Consider the following 20,270-nt stretch of genomic DNA (forward strand, 5'->3'; position numbering starts at 1 on the left):
GTTTCCCTCAGGCTGACAATTCATTTCCATTGTTGCCGGTGGTGCGCAAAACCGCCAGTGCTACATTTGAGGGGACGACGGGGGCGGGGCCTCCTGCAGGCCACCCCCGACATCCTCATCAACCGGGAATGACGGCGATGACCAAGGTTCTGGTTCTCTACTACAGCACGTATGGCCATATCGAGACCATGGCCGGCGCCGTGGCCGCCGGCGCCGCCGAGGTGGACGGCGTCGAGGTGACCGTGAAGCGGGTGCCCGAGCTGATGCCGCGCGACGTGGCCGAAAAGGCCGGCGCCAAGCTCGATCAGGCGGCCGAGGTGGCCTCCCCCGCCGAGCTTGCGGATTACGATGCGATCATCTTCGGCGCGCCGACCCGTTTCGGCAATGTCGCCTCGCAGATGCGCAACTTCCTCGATCAGACCGGCGGCCTCTGGGCCCAGGGCAAGCTGCTCGGCAAGGTCGGCAGCGTGTTCGTGTCGACCGGCACCGGCGGCGGCAACGAATCGACCGCGCTGACGCTGTGGCCGACGCTCGCCCATCACGGCATGGTCATCGTCGGTCTGCCCTATGCGGTGGCGCCCGAGCTGGCCGATATCTCGGAAGTGAGGGGTGGCAGCCCCTATGGCGCCGGCACCATCGCCGGCCCCGACGGCAGCCGGACGCCGAGCGAAAAGGAACTCTCCACCGCCCGCGCCCAGGGCCGCCACGTCGCCGGCATCGCGAAGAAGCTGGCCGCCGGCTGATGCCCGCCTGACCCATATGCCGCCGCCTGTGCCGTTCCGCAGGCGGCGGTTCCTTCAACCTTCAGCCATCCCCGGGGAGACCGCTCATGGGCGTGATGATCGACGGCGTCTGGCACGACCGCTGGTACGACACCGCAAAGACCGGCGGCCGCTTCGAACGCGAAGCCAGCCGTTTCCGCGACCGGCTTGCGACCGAACCCGGCGGCGAGGGCCTGCCGGCCGAGCCCGGGCGCTACCATCTCTATGTCTCGCTCGCCTGTCCCTGGGCGCATCGCACGCTGATCTGGCGGCGGCTGAAGCGGCTTGAGGGGGCGATTTCGGTGAGCGTGGTCGACCCGCGCATGGGCAGTGCCGGCTGGACGTTCGGCGCGCCCGCCGAAGCGGGCGACGAGGCCGCCCCCTTTGCCGGTGCAACCGGCGACGCCCTGTTCGGCAACCGGGCCCTGCACGAGGTCTATGCCCGTGCCAACCCGTCATACAGCGGCCGGGTGACCGTGCCGGTGCTCTGGGACAAGCTGCGCGGGACCATCGTCAACAATGAAAGCGCCGAGATCGTGCGCATGTTCGACCGCGCCTTCGACCATCTGGCGCCCGAGCACGGCAATCCCGGCCTGATCCTGTGCCCGGATACGTTGCGCGACGAGATCGACGCGGTCAATGCCGATGTCTATGACCGGATCAACAACGGCGTCTACAAGGCGGGTTTCGCCACCACCCAGGACGCCTATGAGGCGGCGGTGGTGCCGCTGTTCGAAGCGCTGGATCGCATGGAAGCCCGGCTGGCCGACGGGCAGGGCTGGCTGGTCGGCGGCCGGATGACCGAGGCGGATCTGCGCCTGTTCACCACGCTGGTGCGTTTCGACCCGGTCTATCACGGGCATTTCAAGTGCAACCTGCGCCGCATCGCCGATTATCCGATGCTGACCGCGCTCACCGCCCGGCTGCTGGCGGTGCCGGCGATCCGCGAGACGGTCGACGATGCCCATATCCGCTGGCACTATTACTGGAGCCATACGACCATCAACCCGACCCGGGTGGTGCCGCTCGGCCCGGCGGAGCCGCCGCGCCTCGATCCGTCATGGCCCGCGCCTGCGCTCGACTGAACGCCATCCCCCGGCATCCCGCTTCCGTTGCATCGCACAACCGGTGCGCCCATCCGGTATACCAACATGAAGCGCCGGCGTGTGTTGCAGCGGCGTTGACGCTCCCCGGAAAGCTGGCATAGGCTTTCGGAAATCCGCGGGCAGGAGGAGGGCCGAGGAGCCCGGCATCTTGGGGGAGATGCCGCCGACGCCCTGGTCCCGCGGGACGATTTCCGGAGGGAGACTTCATGAATAAGGCTCTGATGGGCGCGGTTGCCGCCGCGGCCCTGCTCGGTGCGGTCGGCGCTGCCGAAGCCAAGACGATGGTTTACTGCTCGGAGGGCAGCCCCGAGGGCTTCAACCCGCAGCTGTTCACGACCGGCACGACCTTCGATGCCAGCTCGCGCAATGTCTACAACCGGCTGGTCGAGTTCGAGCGCGGCACCACGACCGTGCAGCCCGGACTGGCCGAGCGCTACGAGGTGTCGGATGACGGTCTGACCTACACCTTCCATCTGCGCAAGGGCGTGAAGTTCCAGACCACCAAGAGCTTCACACCCAGCCGCGACTTCAACGCCGACGACGTCGTGTTCAGCTTCATGCGCCAGCTGGACCCGAACCATCCGTACAACAAGGTGTCGGGCGGCACCTATGAATACTTCCAGGGCATGAGCATGCCCTCGCTGCTGAAGGCGGTGGAGAAGGTGGACGACCATACGGTCCGCTTCGTGCTCAACCGTCCGGAAGCGCCGTTCATCGCCAATATCGCGATGGATTTCGCCTCGATCCTGTCGGCCGAATATGCCGATCAGATGATGAAGGCCGGCACGCCCGAGAAGGTCGATCTGGAGCCGGTCGGCACCGGCCCGTATCAGCTGGTGAACTACCAGAAGGATGCGGTGATCCGCTACAAGGCGCATCCCGACTACTGGCGTGGCAAGAGCAGCCTCGACACCCTGGTCTTCTCGATCACGCCCGATGCCTCGGTCCGCTACGCCAAGATCCAGGCGGGCGAGTGCCATGTGATGCCCTATCCGAACCCGGCCGATCTTGCGAAGATGAAGGAAGATCCGAAGGTCAACCTGATGTCTCAGGAAGGCCTGAACATCGGCTATCTGGCCTTCAACGTCCGCAAGAAGCCCTTCGACGACGTGAAGGTGCGCCAGGCGCTGAATATGGCGGTCAACAAGGCCGCGATCATCGACGCGATCTATCAGGGCGCCGGCAAGGCCGCCAAGAACCCGATCCCGCCGACCATCTGGTCGTATAACGACAAGGTCGAGGATTACGCCTACGACCCCGAGAAGGCCAAGGCCCTGCTGAAGGAGGCCGGTTTCGAGAACGGTTTCGAGACCGACATCTGGGCGATGCCCGTGCAGCGGCCCTACAACCCCAATGCCCGCCGCATGGCCGAGATGATCCAGGCCGACTGGGCGGCCGTGGGGGTGAAGGCTCAGATCGTGTCCTATGAATGGGGCGAGTATCTGAAGCGCGCCCAGGCCGGGGAGCATCAGACCCTGCTGCTGGGCTGGACGGGCGACAATGGCGACCCCGACAACTTCCTGGCGGTGCTGCTGGGCTGCGATGCGGCCAATGGCGGCTCCAACTATGCCGGCTGGTGCTACAAGCCCTTCGACGACCTGATCATGAAGGCCAAGACGGTCTCGGGCCAGGCGGAGCGCACGAAGCTCTATGAAGAGGCCCAGGTGATCTTCAAGGAGCAGGCCCCCTGGGTGACCATCGCCCATTCGGTGGTCTATCAGCCGATCCGTCCCGAGGTCACCGACTGGAAGATCGACCCGCTCGGCGGTCACTACTTCTACGGCCCGGGCCTCAAGGACTGAGGCGCGCGCTGGCGCCATCTGCGGCGGCCGGCCGGAGGTGCGGGGGCTTCCCACACCGCCGACCGGCCTCGGTGCATCCCCACTCCCCCGTCCATGTGCCATCCCGTGTCCGCGGATGATGCCGGCCGCGCCGCAGCTGCGGTCGCCGTCAGATGTTCGCTTTCGTGTTCCGACGTCTGGGGCTGGTCGTGCCGACCTTCCTCGGCGTCACCCTCTTCGCCTTCGTCCTCATCCGGCTGATCCCGGGCGATCCGGTCGCCCTGCTGGCGGGCGAACGCGGCCTCACCCCCGAACGCCATGCCCAGATGCTGGCCCAGCTCGGCCTCGACCGGCCGATGGTGGAGCAGTATTTCAGCTATCTGTGGTCGCTCGCCCAGGGTGATTTCGGCCGCTCCCTCGTCACCCGCTCGCCGGTGCTGAACGACTTCCTCACCCTCTTTCCGGCCACGCTGGAACTCAGTTTCGCCGCGATGATCTTCGCGGTCGCGATCGGCCTGCCCGCCGGCATTCTGGCCGCGGTGCGGCGCGGTTCGGCGCTCGACCATACGGTCATGGCCGGGGCGCTCACCGGCTATTCGATGCCGATCTTCTGGTGGGGGCTGCTGCTGATCATGCTGTTCTCGGTGACGCTCGGCTGCACGCCGGTGTCGGGCCGGATCAGCGTGATGTACTACGTGGAGCCGGTGACCGGCTTCATGCTGATCGACACCCTGCTCTCGGACGAGCCGGAGGCCTTCTGGTCGGCGCTGCATCATCTGGTGCTGCCGGCCATCGTGCTCGGCACCATTCCGCTCGCCGTCATCGCGCGCATGACCCGCTCGTCGATGCTCGAGGTGCTGGGCGAGGATTACGTCCGCACCGCCCGTGCCAAGGGGCTGAACCCGACCCGGGTGGTGCTGATCCATGCGCTCAGAAACGCGCTCATTCCGGTGATCACGGTGATCGGCCTGCAGGTCGGTCTGCTGCTTGCCGGCGCGATCCTGACCGAGACCATCTTCGCCTGGCCGGGCATCGGCAAATGGCTGATCGAATCGATCGGCCGGCGCGACTACCCGTCGGTTCAGGGCGGCATCCTGCTGGTCTCCTGCGTGGTCATCGCCGTCAACCTGATCGTCGACCTGCTTTACGGCATCATCAATCCGCGGATCCGACATGCACGCTGATCTCTGCTGCCGCATGCCCGCGGTGGCTTTGCCTCCTCCGGGCATAATCTCTTCCGATGCGGCCGGGGACCGCGGGTGCCGATGAGCACCGCCGCCCCGCCGACCACGGCGCCCGCGCCCCCTGGCGCGCTCGCCGCCTTCTGGTCCGATTTCAGGCGCAACCCCGGTGCCGTCGCCGGGCTGGTGGTGATCGTGATCATCACCCTGCTCGCGGTCTTCGCCGATGTCGTGGCGCCCCATGATCCGTCGGCGCAGTTCCGTGATGCCCTGCTGGTGCCGCCGGCCTTCGCCGATGGCGGCAGCTGGAGCTTCCCGCTCGGCACCGACGATGTCGGCCGTGACATGCTCTCGCGGCTGATCCACGGCGCCCGGCTCAGCCTGCTGATCGGCGTCATCGTCGTCACCCTGTCGCTGGCGGCGGGCATCCTGCTCGGCCTGCTCGCCGGCTATTTCGGCGGGGTGGTCGACACGGTGATCATGCGGCTGATGGACATCATGCTGGCCCTGCCCAGCCTGCTGCTCGCGATCGCGATCGTCGCCATTCTGGGCCCCGGCCTCGCCAATGCCATGTTCGCGATCGCGATCGTGGTGCTGCCCCATTACGTCCGCCTCACCCGTGCGGCGGCGATGGGCGAGGTGAACAAGGAATATGTCACCGCCTCGCGCCTGGCGGGGGCGGGGCCGCTGCGGCTGATGTTCAGCGCCATCCTGCCCAATTGCATGGCACCGTTGATCGTGCAGGCGACGCTCGGCTTCTCGACAGCGATCCTGGATGCGGCGGCGCTCGGCTTCCTGGGTCTCGGCGCCCAGCCGCCGACCCCGGAATGGGGCACCATGCTGGCCGGCGTGCTGCAATACATCCAGCGCGCCTGGTGGGTGGTCACCCTGCCGGGCCTTGCGATCCTCGTCACCGTGCTCGCCTTCAATCTGCTGGGCGATGGTCTGCGCGACGCCCTCGATCCCAGGATGAAACGCTGATGGCCCTGCTCGATATCGACGGCCTGACCGTTACCTTCGGCACGGGCGACCGTGCCTTCCGGGCGGTGGACGGCGTCTCGCTCTCGGTGGATGCGGGCGAGGTGCTGGGCATCGTCGGCGAAAGCGGGTCGGGCAAGAGCGTCAGCTCGCTCGCCGTCATGGGGCTGCTGCCGCCGACCGCCCGGGTGGAGGCGCAGCGCCTGACCTTTGCCGGAACCGACCTCCTGTCGCTGTCGGGCCGCGCTCGCCGCCGGCTCACCGGCAAGGATGTGGCGATGGTCTTCCAGGATCCGCTGACCAGCCTCAACCCCTGCTACACGATCGGCTTCCAGATCATCGAGGCGCTGAAAGTGCACGAAGGCGGCAGCCGCCGGCAGCTGCGCGAACGCGCCGTCGACCTGCTGGACCAGGTGGGCATTCCCGACCCCAGGGCGCGGATCGATTCCTACCCCCACCAGCTTTCGGGCGGGATGAATCAGCGGGTGGTGATCGCCATGGCGATCGCCTGCAACCCAAAGCTGCTGATCGCCGACGAGCCGACCACGGCACTCGACGTCACCATTCAGGCGCAGATCCTGGATCTGCTGCTGGGGCTGCAGCGCGACCGGGGCATGGCCCTGATCCTGATCACCCACGACCTGGCCGTGGTTGCGGAAACCGCAAGGCGGGTGGCGGTGATGTATGCGGGCCAGGTGGTGGAAACCGGGCAGGTGCCCGGGATCTTCCGCCACCCCCGCCATCCCTATACCGCCGCCCTGCTGGAGGCCCTGCCGGAACGGGCGGCGGGCAAGCGTCGGCTGAATGCGATCCCGGGCGTCGTGCCCGGCCAGTATGACCGCCCGCCGGGCTGCCTGCTGGAGCCGCGCTGTCCCCATGCCGTGCCGCATTGCCGGGCGGTGCAGCCATCGCTCAGGCCCTGGGGGCCGGATGCGGCGGTGCGCTGCCACACCCCGCTCGACGATGCCGGCCGGCCAGGTCCGGCGGAGGAGATGGCCCATGGCTGAGCCGATCGCACCGATCCTGGTGTCGGAGGATCTGACCCGCCATTACGAGGTGCCGCGGGGCTTCCTGAAGGGGGCGGCCGTACTCAGGGCGCTGGACGGGGTCAGCTTCGAGGTGGCGCCCGGCCGGACGCTGGCGGTGGTCGGCGAAAGCGGCTGCGGCAAGTCGACCCTTGCCCGTCAGCTGGTGATGATCGAAAAGCCGACGGCGGGCCGGCTGGTCATCGACGGTGCCGATGTGGCGGGTGCGGATGCCGCCACCCTGCGCCGGCTGCGCCGGCGGGTGCAGATGGTGTTCCAGAACCCCTATGCCTCGCTCAACCCGCGCAAGACCGTGGCCCAGACGCTGGAGGAACCGCTCGCCATCAACACCGATCTCGACCGCGCGGCGCGGCGGGAGAGGGTGGCGGCGATGATGGCCAGGGTGGGGCTTCGGCCGGAACAGGCGGGGCGCTACCCGCACATGTTCTCGGGCGGCCAGCGTCAGCGCGTCGCCATCGCCCGGGCGCTGATGCTCGACCCGGCGGTGGTGGTGGCGGACGAGCCGGTCTCGGCGCTCGACGTGTCGATCCAGGCCCAGGTGCTGAACCTGCTGATCGATCTGCAGCAGGAATTCGGCGTCGCCTATGTCTTCATCAGCCATGATCTGTCGGTGGTGCGCCACATCGCCGACGAGGTGATGGTGATGTATCTGGGCCGCGCCGTGGAGCAGGCCGACAAGGCGGTGCTGTTCGACGCGCCGGCGCACCCCTATACCCGCGCCCTGCTTGCCGCCACGCCGCGGATCGACCCGGATGAGCGGGCGGTGCGCCAGCCGATCGGTGGCGAACTGCCGTCGCCCCTGGCGCCGCCGCCGGGCTGCACCTTCCATCGCCGCTGTCCGTTCGCCATCGACCGCTGCAAGACCGAGCGGCCGGAGCTTCGGCCTGTGGGGCCGCGACGGGTCGCCTGCCATCGTGCCGAGGAGGTGCTGGCTCAGCCCTGACCCTCACCCGAGCCCTGACCCTCACCCGATGGCGCATGCCCCGGGCCGGTCGTGACATCGTCCTGTCACGGCCGGCCCGTCCTTTGCCGCAGCCTGCCCATCGACCGCCATTGACAGGACATCTCACGGCCACTGGCGGGACCGTCGGGAATTGTCTAAACTCCGATCATTCCAGGCGTTTCCGTCCCGCACAGCCTGTTCCGCCGATGCCTGGACCGTCCCTCATCCGCTGATCCACCCTCGGGAGCCTCTGGCCGCCCATGTCTGCGCTCGACGCCATCCGCCGTATCGAGACGGCCCGCCCGGTTCCGGGCTGGGGTGGGGCGACCACGCGCAGCGCGCCCCTGGGCGAAAGCTGGCAGGATGAAATCCGCCGCGTCGATCCCTCAGGCACCGGCGGCGAGGATGGCGGCAGTGCCTTTGAACAGGCGCTGGCGCGCGATCAGCAGAACCAGGAACAGCAGCGGGGATCCGGTTTCGGGCAACGGTTTTCGTCCGGAACGCTGTCGACCCTGATTGCACTGCAGGCGGATCCGGGATTTGCAGCCCGGAGCTACGGCTCCGCCGACGTCACCAGCCCGTCCCGCGCAGCCGCGCGCTACGAGGCCACGGCCAATTCGACCGTCCTCGACGACACGGCCGGGGCCGGTGATGGTGCTACGACCGCGGCGCGGGGAAGCGCAAGCCTGTTCGGGCTGTTCCAGAATTTCGTCGCGAATCGCCCCGAGGCGTCTTCGGTGATTGCCGCCTATCGCGCGGTTCAGTCGGTGCGCGCCGACGATCTGGGCCGGCAGCTGGCGGTCACCCGCTTCGGCTGATCAGGGCATGTCGCTGTCGTCTGGAAAATCATAGACGAGATCCGGGCGGAGTGCCCGCATGCGGCGGGCCAGATCCTCTGCCGCGGTCGTTCCGGCCTGGGCCAGCCGGTTGGCGACGGCGACATGGTCGGCATCCGTCTTGTGCTGGTTGAGCTTGGACTGGCCCTCGATCCGGTCGACGAGCACTTCGATGACCCGGATGCCGTCGAGCATGGCCTGGCGCTTCTGCGGCTCCATCGTCTCCAGGCGCCAGGCGGGCTTGGGCAGCCGGGCCTCGGCCGTGGCGAGGAGGGCATCGCCATGGCCGCGATTGCCGTCCACCGGCTGCAGCCGTGCCCGGCCCGACAGATGCACCGCTTCGTAAAGCCAGGTCGAGACCTGGTCTTCCGAGACATACCAGTCGTTGGAGACATAGGCGTCCGGCCCGGCAACCGCGATCAGGAAACGGGCGCCGGCCGCCGCCTGCGCCACCAGTGGATTGCCGGCGGTCAGGTGGAACTGCACCACGGTCTGACCGGGGGCGCGCCGGATGATGAAGGGGATGTGCGACCCCAGCGGATCGCCACCATCGGCCGCGACCGCCAGACCGAAGCCGCGCCTGGCGGCGAAGTCCAGGGCGGCATCATCCTCCATGCGGAAGGGCGGACGCAGGATGTGCATGATCTCCACTCCCTCGTGCCCCGTCTGCTTCTGCGGCCGGTTTCGGGCCGGGCGGGGGCTGTTCTTCCTGGGTAGCACGAGCCCGGGCGATCCGCACGAAAAAGGCCGGCCTCACCAATGGGAGGCCGGCCTTCTGGCAGGGTGTCCGGTGCGGCCGGTCAGACCAGCAGCCGGTCAGACCAGCAGTTCGGCGATCTGCACCGTGTTGAGGGCTGCACCCTTCAGCAGCTGGTCGCCGCAGACGAAGAAGTCGAGACCGGTGTCGCCGAAGACCAGGCTCTCGCGGATCCGGCCGACTTCCACGTCATACTTCGACGAGGCGGTCAGCGGCATCGGGTAGAGCTTGTTTGCCGGATCATCGGCCAGCGTGACGCCCTGGGCCTTGGCCAGAACCTCGCGCGCGGCCGCCGGGGTGACCGGGTGCCGCGTCTCGATGGTCACCGCTTCGGCATGGGCGCGCATGGTCGGCACGCGCACGGCCGTGCAGCTCAGCAGCACCTCGGGCGCTTCCATGATCTTCCGCGTCTCCCAGAGGACCTTCATCTCCTCGCGGGTGTAGCCATTGTCCTGGAAGCTGTCGATATGCGGGATCAGGTTGAAGGCCAGCGGATGGGCGAACTTCGACGCCGTCACCGGCTCACCCGCCAGATACTGGCGCGCGCCCTGTTCCAGCTCGGTCATGCCCTCGGCGCCCGCGCCGCTCGCCGCCTGATAGGTCGAGACGATGGCGCGCTTCACGCCGAACGCCTCGTGCAGGGGGGCGAGCGCCATCAGCAGGATCGCCGTGGTGCAGTTCGGATTGGCGATCAGCTTCTGCCCCAGCGCGCGGCGGCCGTTGATCTCGGGCACCACCAGCGGCACCGCATCGTCGTAGCGGAAGGCCGAGGAGTTGTCGATCACCACCGCACCGCCTTCGGCGGCGATCTGCGGCGCATATTCCTTGGCGAAATCACCCGAAACCGCCAGGAACACGATGTCCATGCCGCGCGCCGCCTCCACCGAGAACGGCTCGATGGTGATGGTGCCGAACGCGGTTTCGGTGGTTTTGCCGGCGCTCCGCTCGGAGGCGAAGAGATGAAGCTCGGTCACGGGGAAACCACGGTCCTTCAGGACCTGGATCGTCTCCTGACCGACCGCGCCGGTGGCGCCGACGATACCGATCCGCATGGGTCTGTTCCTTGGAGGCAGAGAGGTTGATGAGCGCAGGCACGGAGATATGGCACAGATCCCCCGCCTGCAAGCGCGCCGCACGCTAACAGCTTGGACGGCCACACGCAACGGCCGCCGGTATACCGGCGGGCTCGGTTGAAAACTTCTCGGGCGCCCCCCCCCTCGTATCGCCGGTTCAGTAGCCCAGCGCGCAACCGTCCTTGCGCGGATCGGACCCGCCGATCAGTACGCCGCGGTCCCAGTCGATCAGGATGGCCTGGGCCCCGCCCAGGGGCTGGGCGGCGGCCCGCACGCGGTGGCCGAGGCCGATCAGCCGGGGCATGAGGGCGGGGTCGGCCCCGGTCTCCACCTCCAGCACCCCGCCCATCGCCATGGAGCGCGGCAGATCGATGGCGGCCTGCGGGTCAAGTCCGTGATCGAGGATCCGCGACAGCAGTGCCGCATGGCCGATGGCCTGGTAGTGCCCGCCCATCACCCCGAAACTCATCACCGGCCGGCGGCCATCGCCGGTCATGCCGGCGACCAGGGGGTGGGGCGGCCGCAGACCGGGCCGGTAGTGCCCGGCCATCCCCGGTGCCAGGCGGAAGCCGGTGCCGCGGCTGTTGAACAGCACGCCCGATCGGGGGCAGGTGATGCCGCTGCCGAAGGCATGGAAGATCGAGTTGACCATCGACACCGCCGTCTGGTCGCGATCGACGACGCTGACATACACCGTATCGCCGCTGCCGCCGGGGCGCTCCGGGGCGGGGTCTGCCCGACCGCCTGCCGCAATGCGGGCAGCTGCGGCACGGGCCCCCTCCATGATCTGCGCCAGCCCGCCATCATCGGCGCCATGGTCGTCTGCGGGATCGGCCAGGAACCGGTCGCGCAGGGCGATACCGGCCTCGGAGGCCCGGGCGACAAGGTCGTGGAAGGCGGCGCCGTCGGGGTCGAGGGCGGCGATGTCGGCCGGTTCCATCATCGCCAGCAGGGCAAGCACGATGGCCCCCTGGCTGTTGGGCGGGGTTTCGAACACCCGGGTGCCGCGATAGCTGCCCGCCGCCGGGGCGACATAGTTGCCGGTATGGCCGGTGAAATCCTCCGCCTCGTGCGGGCCGCCCAGCGCCTTCAGGGTGGCGAGCATGTCGTCCGCCACCCAGCCGTCATAGAAGCCCCGGGCGCCGTCCTTCGCAATCGCCGACAGCGTGCGGCACATCTGGGTCTGCGGCATGCGGGTGCCGGCCGCCGGGGCACGGGTTCCGGCCAGGAAACTCTGGGCGGTGATCTCGTTGGACTGCAGCAGCGGCAGATGGCGGGTCCAGTCGGCGGCGACCCGGGGGGCGACCGGGGCGCCGGCGCGCGCCAGATCGATTGCCGGCGCCAGGATCCGGTCCAGGCCCAGTCGGCCATGATCGGTGGACAGCCGGTCCCAGGCCTCCACCGCGCCCGGGATGGTGACGGCCAGCGGATGGGATTGCGGCACGGCGACGGCGCCCTCGTCCAGCAGCCGCAGGACCGCAGGCTCTGCGCCGCGGGCGGCACGCCCGGTACCGTTATAGCAGAGCGGGGCCGCATCGCCGGCGCGCTGGATCAGCATCCAGCAATCCCCGCCGATGCCGGTCATATGCGGCTCCAGAAGCCCCAGCACCGCCACGGCGGCGATCGCGGCATCGACGGCATTGCCGCCCGCGCGCAGCGTCTCGATCGCGGTCAGGGTCGCGAGCGGGTGCGAGGTCGCGGCCATCGCCTCGTTGGCATAGACGGCGGAGCGGCCGGGGCGCTGGAAGTCACGCATCGGGCGTGGCCCTTTCCGGAAAGATCGTGATGCGGGGTGCATTGTGGCATGAATGTGCGCAATGCGCGAGGCATGCCGCCGACCGGCACCGGGTGCATGGCCGCCAACCGTCCTCTGCGGGTTGTGCAATGCGGCAGAATGCCCCATCTTCAGGGCCGACACCGCCCGCTCGCCCTTCGCCGGCCGTCCTCTGGCCGGCCGCCCTCCAACTGTCGACGAATGTCCGCACCCGTGCCCGACGCCGCCCAAGATCCTGCACGCGCCTATGCCGCCCTGGTGGCTGCGGGGCGCATTGCCGCCGATCCCGCCCAGGCCGCGGCGGCCGACCGGTTGAGCGCATTGATCCGGCGCATGCGCGAGGACAGGGGAACGCCACCCCCGGCACCGGCCCCGAAACGCGGCCTGCTTGGCCGGCTGTTCGGTGGCGGCGCGCCCGAAGAGGGCCCGCCGCCGATGCCGCCCGGGCCACGCGGGCTCTATCTCTGGGGCGGGGGCGGTCGCGGCAAGTCGATGCTGATGGACATGGCCTTCAGGGCGGCCCCGGTGGCACCGAAGCGCCGGGTCCATTTCCATGCCTTCATGCTCGATATCCATGCCCGTCTGCATGCCTGGCGGACCACGGGCGACCAGAACCGCGAGCCCGACCCGCTGCCGCGCATCGCAGATGCCGTCGCCGCCGAGGCGAAGCTGCTCTGTTTCGACGAGTTCCAGGTCCGCGACGTCGCCGATGCGATGATCCTGGGTCGGCTGTTCACCCATGTGCTGGCCCGCGGTGTCTATGTGATCGCGACCTCCAACCGCCCGCCCGAGGATCTCTACCTCGACGGGCTGCAGCGCGACCGCTTCATCCCCTTCATCCGTCTGGTCCGCGACACGCTCGAGGTGATGGAGCTCGACTCCGCCCGCGACTATCGTCTGGATCGACTGACGCTGATGCCGGTCTATCATGTGCCGGCCGATGCCGCGGCGCGCGCGGCGCTCGATGCAGCCTTCCGGGATCTGTCGGGCGGCGCGCCGGCCTCGGCCGAGGTGCTGGACGTGTCCGGGCGGCGGATCGAGGTGCCGAAGGCGGCCGGGGGCGTTGCGCGTTTCGGCTTCGACGACCTGTGCAGCCGGCCGCTCGGGGCCGCGGACTATATCGAGATCGCCCGTCACCATCACACGGTCATCATCGACGGCATTCCGGCGATGGGGCCGGACAGCCGGGATCGTGCCGCGCGGTTCGTGACCCTGATCGACGAGCTGTACGAACACCGGGTGAAGCTGGTCTGTTCGGCGGCGGCCCTGCCCGATGATCTGTACCCGGCCGGTGACGGATCCTTCGAATTCGCCCGGACCGCATCGCGGCTCGCCGAGATGCAGAGCAAAGAGTATCTGGCCCTGCCGCATCTGGTCTGATGCGGCGGCCGAAGCGGGGTGCGCCCCCTTGCTTCGGCGCGCGAAAGAGAGTAGTTACGGCGCGAGATTTTCCGAACGGAAACGCCGGGTTCACCGGCTTCTGCTTCGGTAAGATTACAGCTTCGTGCCGCAGGGGTGCCGGCGTTTCAATGCCGGTGGATCTGCGGCGTGAGTGCCGGCCGGCGGATGGCTGCGTCGATCCCGGACACACGGGATCCGTGGCCCTGGCGGGCGGTACACGGAGGGACGGATTTCACATCCGCACAGACGGGCGCATGAATGCCCTTCTGTGCGTCGGCGGCGCGACCGGCGCGCGTGACCGTACCCCCCGCTCCTCGCGGACGGGCGGCCCGGCCCGCTCCCGGCCGACGCCAGACGCTGGAAAGTCGCGAGGAAACCCGATGGCACGCAACAAGATCGCACTGGTGGGCGCCGGCAATATCGGCGGCACCCTGGCCCATCTGGCCGGGCTCAAGGAGCTCGGCGACGTCGTTCTCTTCGACGTCGTCGAGGGCATGCCGCAGGGCAAGGCGCTGGACATCGCCGAGTCGTCCCCCGTCGACAGCTTCGACAGCCGTCTGACCGGTGCGAACGACTATTCGGCCCTGGCCGGTGCCGACGTCGTCATCGTCACCGCCGGCATCGCCCGCAAGCCGGGCATGAGCCGCGACGACCTGCTGGCGATCAACGCCAAGATCGTCGGCCAGGTGGCCGACGGCATCAAGACCCATTGCCCCGATGCCTTCGTGATCGTGATCACGAACCCGCTCGACGTGATGGTCGGCCTGATGCAGAAGTTCTCCGGCCTGAAGCCCGAGAAGGTCGTCGGCATGGCCGGCGTGCTCGACAGCGCCCGCTTCCGCTACTTCATCGCCGAGGCGCTGAACGTGTCGGTCGAGGATGTGACCGCCTTCGTGCTGGGCGGCCATGGCGACACCATGGTGCCGCTGGCCCGCTACTCCACCGTTGCCGGCATCCCGCTGACCGACCTGGTCAAGATGGGCTGGCTGACCCAGGAGAAGCTCGACCAGATCATCCAGCGCACCCGTGACGGCGGCGCCGAGATCGTCTCGCTGCTCAAGACCGGCTCGGCCTTCTATGCGCCGGCCGCCTCGGCCATCCAGATGGCCGAAGCCTATCTCAAGGACAAGAAGCGGGTTCTGCCCTGCGCCGCGAAGCTGTCGGGCCAGTATGGCGTGGACGGCCTCTATGTCGGCGTGCCGGTCGTGATCGGCGAGGGCGGTGTCGAGCGGATCGTCGAGATCGAGCTGAACGAGGAAGAGAAGGCTGCCTTCCTGCACTCGGTCGATGCGGTGAAGAAGCTGAACGAGGCGCTGTCGGTCTGATCGGCACCGCGCGCGAAGCCCTGTTGCAGCCTTGCCGAGACGGTCTCGGAAAAGGTCCGCAAGCGGGCTTCAAGCGCTTGATTTCGCGGGGGACGGCGGTTGCGCACCGGGAGACGGGTGCTATAACTGCAGGCGCCGGCACCTCCGCGGCTGATCGAGCGGTCTAGGGAAGAGGCTCAATGAACATCCACGAATACCAAGCGAAGGCGCTCCTCGCGAAGTACGGCGTCGCGGTGCCCCGCGGCGGCGTCGCCTACACGCCGGAAGAGGCGGTCGAGGTCGCCAAGAGCCTGGGTGGCCCGGTCTGGGTCGTGAAGGCCCAGATCCATGCCGGCGGCCGCGGCAAGGCCGGCGGCGTCAAGGTCGTGAAGTCGCTCGACGACGTCGCTGCGACCGCGAAGAACATGCTCGGCATGACCCTGGTCACGCACCAGACCGGTCCCGAGGGCAAGGAAGTCAAGCGGGTCTACATCGAGGAAGGCTGCGACATCCGTCGTGAGCTGTATCTCGGCGTCGTCATCGACCGCGAGACCTCGTCGGTGACCTTCATGGCCTCGACCGAAGGCGGCATGGAGATCGAAGAGGTCGCGAAAGAGACCCCTGAGAAGATCATCAAGGTGCCGGTCGACGTCATCACCGGCATGCAGCCCTTCCACGCCCGCAAGATCGCCTACGGCCTCGGCCTCGAAGGCAAGCAGGTGTCGGTTGCGACCAAGTTCATGCTCGCCATGTACCAGGCCGTGATCGGGACCGATGCGAGCATCGTCGAAATCAACCCGCTGGTCGTGACCGGCGCGGGCGACGTCATCGCGCTCGACGCGAAGATGAATTTCGACGACAACGCCCTGTTCCGTCACAAGGACATCGAGGACCTGCGCGACGAGAGCGAGGAGGATCCCTCCGAGCTGGAAGCTTCGCGCCACGCCCTCAACTACATCAAGCTCGACGGCAACATCGGCTGCATGGTCAACGGCGCGGGTCTCGCGATGGCGACCATGGACATCATCAAGCTGTATGGCGGCGAGCCGGCGAACTTCCTGGACGTCGGTGGCGGTGCGACCCGCGAGCGCGTGACCACGGCCTTCAAGCTGATTCTCTCGGACCCCAATGTCGAGGGGATTCTCGTTAACATCTTTGGCGGTATCATGCGTTGCGACGTGATCGCCGAGGGTGTCGTGGCTGCGGCCCGCGAGATCAGCCTCCAGGTTCCGCTGGTGGTGCGTCTCGAGGGCACGAACGTCGAGAAGGGCAAGGCGATCCTGGCCAATTCCGGCCTGCCGATCATGTCCGCCGACGATCTGGCCGACGCTGCCGAGAAGATCGTGAAAGCCGTGAAGGAGGCCGCCTGACCATGGCCGTGCTCGTCAACGCCCAGACCAAGGTGATCTGCCAGGGCTTCACCGGCCAGCAGGGCACCTTCCATTCCGAGCAGGCCATCGCCTACGGCACCCGCATGGTCGGTGGCGTGACGCCCGGTAAGGGCGGCACCACCCATCTCGACCTGCCCGTGTTCGACACCGTGGCCGACGCGGTGGAGAAGACCGGCGCCGATGCCTCCGTGATCTACGTTCCGCCGCCGTATGCGGCCGACGCGATCCTGGAAGCCGTCGATGCCGAAGTGCAGCTGGTGGTCTGCATCACCGAGGGCATCCCGGTGCTGGACATGGTGCGTGTCAAGCGGGCGCTGGAGCGCTCCAAGACCCGCCTGATCGGCCCCAACTGCCCCGGCGTCATCACCCCCGGTGAGTGCAAGATCGGCATCATGCCCGGTCACATCCACCAGCGGGGCAAGATCGGCATCGTCTCCCGTTCGGGCACGCTGACCTATGAAGCCGTCGCGCAGACCACTGCCGCCGGCCTCGGCCAGTCGACCTGCATCGGCATCGGCGGCGATCCGATCAACGGCACCAACTTCATCGACGCGCTGGACCTGTTCCTGAAGGACCCCGAGACCGAGGCGATCATCATGATCGGCGAGATCGGCGGTTCGGCGGAAGAGGACGCCGCCGAGTTCCTGAAGCAGTCCAAGGTGAAGAAGCCGACCGTCGGCTTCATCGCCGGGCGTACCGCGCCTCCGGGCCGTCGCATGGGCCATGCCGGCGCCATCATCAGTGGTGGCAAGGGCGGCGCCGACGACAAGCTCGAGGCGATGCGGTCCGCCGGTATCGTCATCGCCGAATCGCCCGCGGCTCTCGGTAGCACCATGGTCCAGGTGCTCCGAGGCTGACGGATCCACGAACCAGACCCAAACCTGGAGAGGGCGCCGCGTAAGCGGCGCTCCCATTGCTCAAGATGGCTGCGCAAAGCGAGCAACTTTCGTTCCTGTTCGGGAGCAACGGCGCCTTTATCGCCGATCTCTACGCGCGTTTCGTCCAGAACCCCATGTCGGTCGATGAGAGCTGGCAGGGGTTCTTCGCCGATCTGGGCGACGAAGCCGCGTCGGTGCTGGCCGAAGTCCGCGGTGCCCCCTGGGCGCCCGGCATCGTGCCCGGCACTGCGACCAACGGTCATGCCGACACCCTGGCCTTCAAGGCCGACGGCGCGACCGGGCTGCGGGTCGGCCCGGTCAACGGCAAGACCGGCGAGCTTCCGACGGAACGTTCCGCAACGGTGGACAGCATTCGCCTGCTGATGCTGATCCGCGCCTATCGCGTGCGCGGCCATCTGGTGGCCAATCTGGATCCGCTCGGGCTTGAAACCCCGTCGGGCCATCCCGAGCTGGATCCGGCTTCCTACGGTTTCACCGAGGACGACCTCGACCGCACTTTCTATGTCGACGGCGTGCTCGGCCTTGAGAACGCGACCCTCCGCGAGATCCTGCACAAGCTGCAGTCGACCTATTGCGGCAAGGTCGGCGTCGAATTCATGCACATCCAGTCGCCCGAGCAGAAGGCCTGGCTGCAGTCGCGCATCGAAGCCGACCGCCCCGAGCAGGCCTTCGATGCCGAGACCCGCAAGCGGATCTTCGGCCAGGTGGTGATTGCGGAAGGCTTCGAGCGCTTCCTGAACATCAAGTACACCGGCACCAAGCGTTTCTCGCTGGAAGGCGGCGAGGCCCTGGTTCCGGCGCTCGAGGCGATCCTCGAGAGTTCGTCGGATCTGGGCTGCGAAGAAGTCGTGCTGGGCATGCCGCATCGCGGCCGCCTGAACGTGCTGACCGCGGTGATGGGCAAGTCCTTCACGGCGGTGTTCAACGAGTTCAACGGTGGCTCGGCGACCCCTGAGGACGTCCAGGGCTCGGGCGACGTGAAGTACCATCTGGGGACGTCGACCGACCGCACGCTCGCCAACGGCAAGACGGTGCATCTGTCGCTGACCGCCAACCCCTCGCATCTCGAGGCGGTGAACCCGGTGGTCGTCGGCAAGACCCGGGCGAAGCAGGGCCAGCGTGGCGACACCGACCGGGTGAAGGTGCTGAGCATCCTGCTGCATGGCGACGCGGCCTTTGCCGGCCAGGGCGTCGTGGCCGAATGCTTCGCGCTGTCGGAGCTGAAGGGCTACCGCACCGGCGGCACGGTCCACGTGATCGTGAACAACCAGATCGGTTTCACCACCAGCCCGAAATACTCGCGCTCCTCGCCCTATCCGTCGGATGTGGCGAAGATGGTCGATGCGCCGGTCTTCCATGTGAATGGCGACGATCCGGAGGCGGTGGTCTGGGTGGCGCGTCTGGCGGCCGAGTTCCGTCAGATCTTCCACAAGGACGTCGTTCTCGACATCTTCTGCTATCGCCGCCACGGCCATAACGAGGCCGACGAGCCCTCGTTCACCCAGCCGCTGATGTACCGCAAGATCGCGCAGCACCCCACCCTGCTGCAGATCTATGGCGACCGGATGGTGAATGACGGCGTCATGACCCGCGACGAGGTCGATGGCGCGCTCAAGAGCTTCCATCAGCGCCTCGAGCAGGATCTGGAGCAGTCCAAGACCTACAAGCCGAACAAGGCCGACTGGTTCGAGGGCGTGTGGAAGGGCTATGAGCGAGCGCCGAATGACGACCGCCGCGGTTCTACCGCCGTGTCGCTGGAGCGTCTGCGCGAGATCGGCTTCAAGCTGACCGACGTGCCCGAGGGCGTGAACGTCCACCGCAAGATCCAGCGTCAGCTGGGCCAGAAGCGCGAAGCGATCGCGAACGGCGAGGGGCTGGACTGGGCGCTCGGCGAGGCGCTGGCCTTCGGCACCCTGCTGACCGAGGGCTACCCTGTCCGCCTGTCGGGCCAGGATGTCGGCCGCGGCACCTTCTCGCACCGCCATTCGGTCCTGGTCGACCAGAAGACCGAAGAGCGCTATGTGCCGCTGAACAACCTCGGTGCCTCGGTGGGCTACGAGGTGGTGGACAGCCTGCTGTCGGAATATGCGGTGCTGGGCTTCGAATACGGCTATTCGCTGGCCGAGCCCAATGCGCTGGTGGTCTGGGAGGCCCAGTTCGGCGACTTCGTCAACGGCGCGCAGGTGATGATCGACCAGTTCATCAGCTCGGCCGAATCGAAGTGGCTGCGCATGTCGGGCCTGGTGATGCTGCTGCCCCATGGCTATGAAGGCCAGGGTCCTGAGCATTCCTCGGCGCGGCCCGAGCGGTTCCTGCAGCTCTATGGCGAGGACAACATCCAGGTCGCCAACTGCACGACGCCGTCGAACTACTTCCACATCCTGCGCCGGCAGATCCACCGCAAGTTCCGCAAGCCGCTGATCATGATGACGCCGAAGTCGCTTCTGCGTCACAAGCTGGCGGTGTCGAAACTGTCGGATATGGGCCCGGGCTCCAGCTTCCATCGGGTGCTGGGCGAAGTGGATCAGCTGCGCCATGCCGACAAGATCCGTCGGGTGCTGCTCTGCACCGGCAAGGTCTATTACGACCTGCTGGAAGAGCGCCGTGCCCGCGGCATCGAGGATGTCGCCATCATCCGCGTCGAGCAGCTGGCGCCGTTCCCGGCGACCTCGATCGCGGAAGAGCTGCGGCGCTATCCGAATGCCGAGGTGCTCTGGGTGCAGGAAGAGCCGAAGAACCAGGGCTACTGGTTCTTCATGAGCCCGCGCCTGGACGACCTGATCGACAGCATGGGGGCTTCCGGCAAGCGCGTGCGCTATGCCGGCCGGCCCGAGGCGGCGGCACCTGCCACCGGCTCGCACCATAAGCATGTCGCAGAACAAAAGGCGCTGATCGACGACGCACTGGCGGGCTGATCGCCGGGAACATGGGCCGCATGCGTCGCATGCGGCCCTTCTCGTGCGTTAATGCCTTGTCATCCGTGCGTGGATACGCCACCTAAGCCACGTGTTGTAGCTTCCCGGCCGTCGATGCCGGGAC

16 protein-coding genes are annotated in these 20,270 nt (G+C 67.7%); 13 read left to right on the plus strand and 3 right to left on the minus strand.

Features of this window, described 5'->3' with window-relative positions; genetic code table 11:
- Positions 1 to 137 precede the first annotated feature (137 nt).
- The 8 genes from wrbA (at position 138) to CMO28_RS14205 (ending at position 8,614) form a co-directional block, all read left to right on the plus strand.
- Positions 138 to 743 (plus strand): NAD(P)H:quinone oxidoreductase, encoded by a 606-nt coding sequence (gene wrbA / locus CMO28_RS14170; protein ID WP_041606591.1) that lies wholly within the window; start codon positions 138 to 140, stop codon positions 741 to 743.
- An 86-nt stretch (positions 744 to 829) separates the two neighbouring features.
- On the plus strand, positions 830 to 1,846 hold the full coding sequence (locus CMO28_RS14175; RefSeq protein WP_296714519.1) for a glutathione S-transferase family protein: 1,017 nt from the start codon (positions 830 to 832) through the stop codon (positions 1,844 to 1,846).
- A gap of 227 nt (positions 1,847 to 2,073) precedes the next feature.
- Positions 2,074 to 3,669, plus strand: coding sequence for an ABC transporter substrate-binding protein (locus CMO28_RS14180; protein ID WP_014746534.1), 1,596 nt, complete (start codon positions 2,074 to 2,076; stop codon positions 3,667 to 3,669).
- A 152-nt stretch (positions 3,670 to 3,821) separates the two neighbouring features.
- Positions 3,822 to 4,832 carry an ABC transporter permease subunit gene (locus tag CMO28_RS14185; RefSeq protein ID WP_296714522.1) on the plus strand — a complete coding sequence of 337 codons (1,011 nt, stop codon included), beginning with the start codon at positions 3,822 to 3,824 and terminating at the stop codon, positions 4,830 to 4,832.
- Positions 4,833 to 4,913: 81 nt separating this feature from the next.
- Complete coding sequence (locus CMO28_RS14190) at positions 4,914 to 5,810, plus strand: ABC transporter permease subunit (RefSeq protein WP_062761948.1); 897 nt, start codon at positions 4,914 to 4,916, stop codon at positions 5,808 to 5,810.
- A complete protein-coding gene (locus CMO28_RS14195; RefSeq protein WP_296714526.1) occupies positions 5,810 to 6,814 on the plus strand; it encodes an oligopeptide/dipeptide ABC transporter ATP-binding protein in 1,005 nt (334 codons plus the stop codon). Before CMO28_RS14190 ends, CMO28_RS14195 begins: the two co-directional genes overlap by 1 nt.
- Positions 6,807 to 7,796 carry a dipeptide ABC transporter ATP-binding protein gene (locus CMO28_RS14200; RefSeq protein WP_082828282.1) on the plus strand — a complete coding sequence of 330 codons (990 nt, stop codon included), beginning with the start codon at positions 6,807 to 6,809 and terminating at the stop codon, positions 7,794 to 7,796. The genes CMO28_RS14195 and CMO28_RS14200 overlap by 8 nt, the downstream gene beginning before the upstream one ends.
- Positions 7,797 to 8,056: 260 nt before the next feature.
- Entirely contained in the window at positions 8,057 to 8,614 is a 558-nt protein-coding gene (locus CMO28_RS14205; protein WP_296714529.1) for a hypothetical protein, read from the plus strand.
- On the opposite strand, the gene CMO28_RS14210 is transcribed toward CMO28_RS14205, so the two are convergent.
- From CMO28_RS14210 to CMO28_RS14220, 3 genes are all read right to left on the minus strand, one after another.
- Positions 8,615 to 9,274, minus strand: coding sequence for an FMN-binding negative transcriptional regulator (locus tag CMO28_RS14210; RefSeq protein WP_296714530.1), 660 nt, complete (start codon positions 9,272 to 9,274; stop codon positions 8,615 to 8,617).
- A 174-nt stretch (positions 9,275 to 9,448) separates the two neighbouring features.
- Positions 9,449 to 10,441, minus strand: a complete 993-nt coding sequence (locus CMO28_RS14215; protein ID WP_296714532.1) for an aspartate-semialdehyde dehydrogenase — start codon at positions 10,439 to 10,441, stop codon at positions 9,449 to 9,451.
- A gap of 178 nt (positions 10,442 to 10,619) precedes the next feature.
- On the minus strand, positions 10,620 to 12,218 hold the full coding sequence (locus CMO28_RS14220; protein WP_296714535.1) for a gamma-glutamyltransferase family protein: 1,599 nt from the start codon (positions 12,216 to 12,218) through the stop codon (positions 10,620 to 10,622).
- Positions 12,219 to 12,437: 219 nt separating this feature from the next.
- On the opposite strand from CMO28_RS14220, the gene zapE reads away from it, so the two are divergent.
- The 5 genes from zapE to CMO28_RS14245 all read left to right on the plus strand — a co-directional run bounded on the left by zapE (position 12,438) and on the right by CMO28_RS14245 (position 20,146).
- The gene (gene zapE / locus CMO28_RS14225; protein ID WP_296714537.1) at positions 12,438 to 13,616 is read left to right on the plus strand and encodes a cell division protein ZapE; all 1,179 of its coding nucleotides are present in this window, start codon (positions 12,438 to 12,440) and stop codon (positions 13,614 to 13,616) included.
- A 401-nt stretch (positions 13,617 to 14,017) separates the two neighbouring features.
- Positions 14,018 to 14,962 carry a malate dehydrogenase gene (gene mdh, locus CMO28_RS14230; protein WP_062761956.1) on the plus strand — a complete coding sequence of 315 codons (945 nt, stop codon included), beginning with the start codon at positions 14,018 to 14,020 and terminating at the stop codon, positions 14,960 to 14,962.
- A 179-nt stretch (positions 14,963 to 15,141) separates the two neighbouring features.
- Positions 15,142 to 16,311 (plus strand): ADP-forming succinate--CoA ligase subunit beta, encoded by a 1,170-nt coding sequence (gene sucC, locus CMO28_RS14235; RefSeq protein WP_014746523.1) that lies wholly within the window; start codon positions 15,142 to 15,144, stop codon positions 16,309 to 16,311.
- A 2-nt stretch (positions 16,312 to 16,313) separates the two neighbouring features.
- On the plus strand, positions 16,314 to 17,189 hold the full coding sequence (gene sucD, locus CMO28_RS14240; RefSeq protein WP_014746522.1) for a succinate--CoA ligase subunit alpha: 876 nt from the start codon (positions 16,314 to 16,316) through the stop codon (positions 17,187 to 17,189).
- A gap of 65 nt (positions 17,190 to 17,254) precedes the next feature.
- Positions 17,255 to 20,146: a 2-oxoglutarate dehydrogenase E1 component gene (locus CMO28_RS14245; RefSeq protein ID WP_014746521.1), complete on the plus strand. Its 2,892-nt coding sequence runs from the start codon at positions 17,255 to 17,257 to the stop codon at positions 20,144 to 20,146.
- Positions 20,147 to 20,270: the final 124 nt, after the last annotated feature.

This window comes from Tistrella sp. (assembly GCF_002684955.1).
GTDB classification, from domain to species: Bacteria; Pseudomonadota; Alphaproteobacteria; order Tistrellales; family Tistrellaceae; genus Tistrella; species Tistrella mobilis.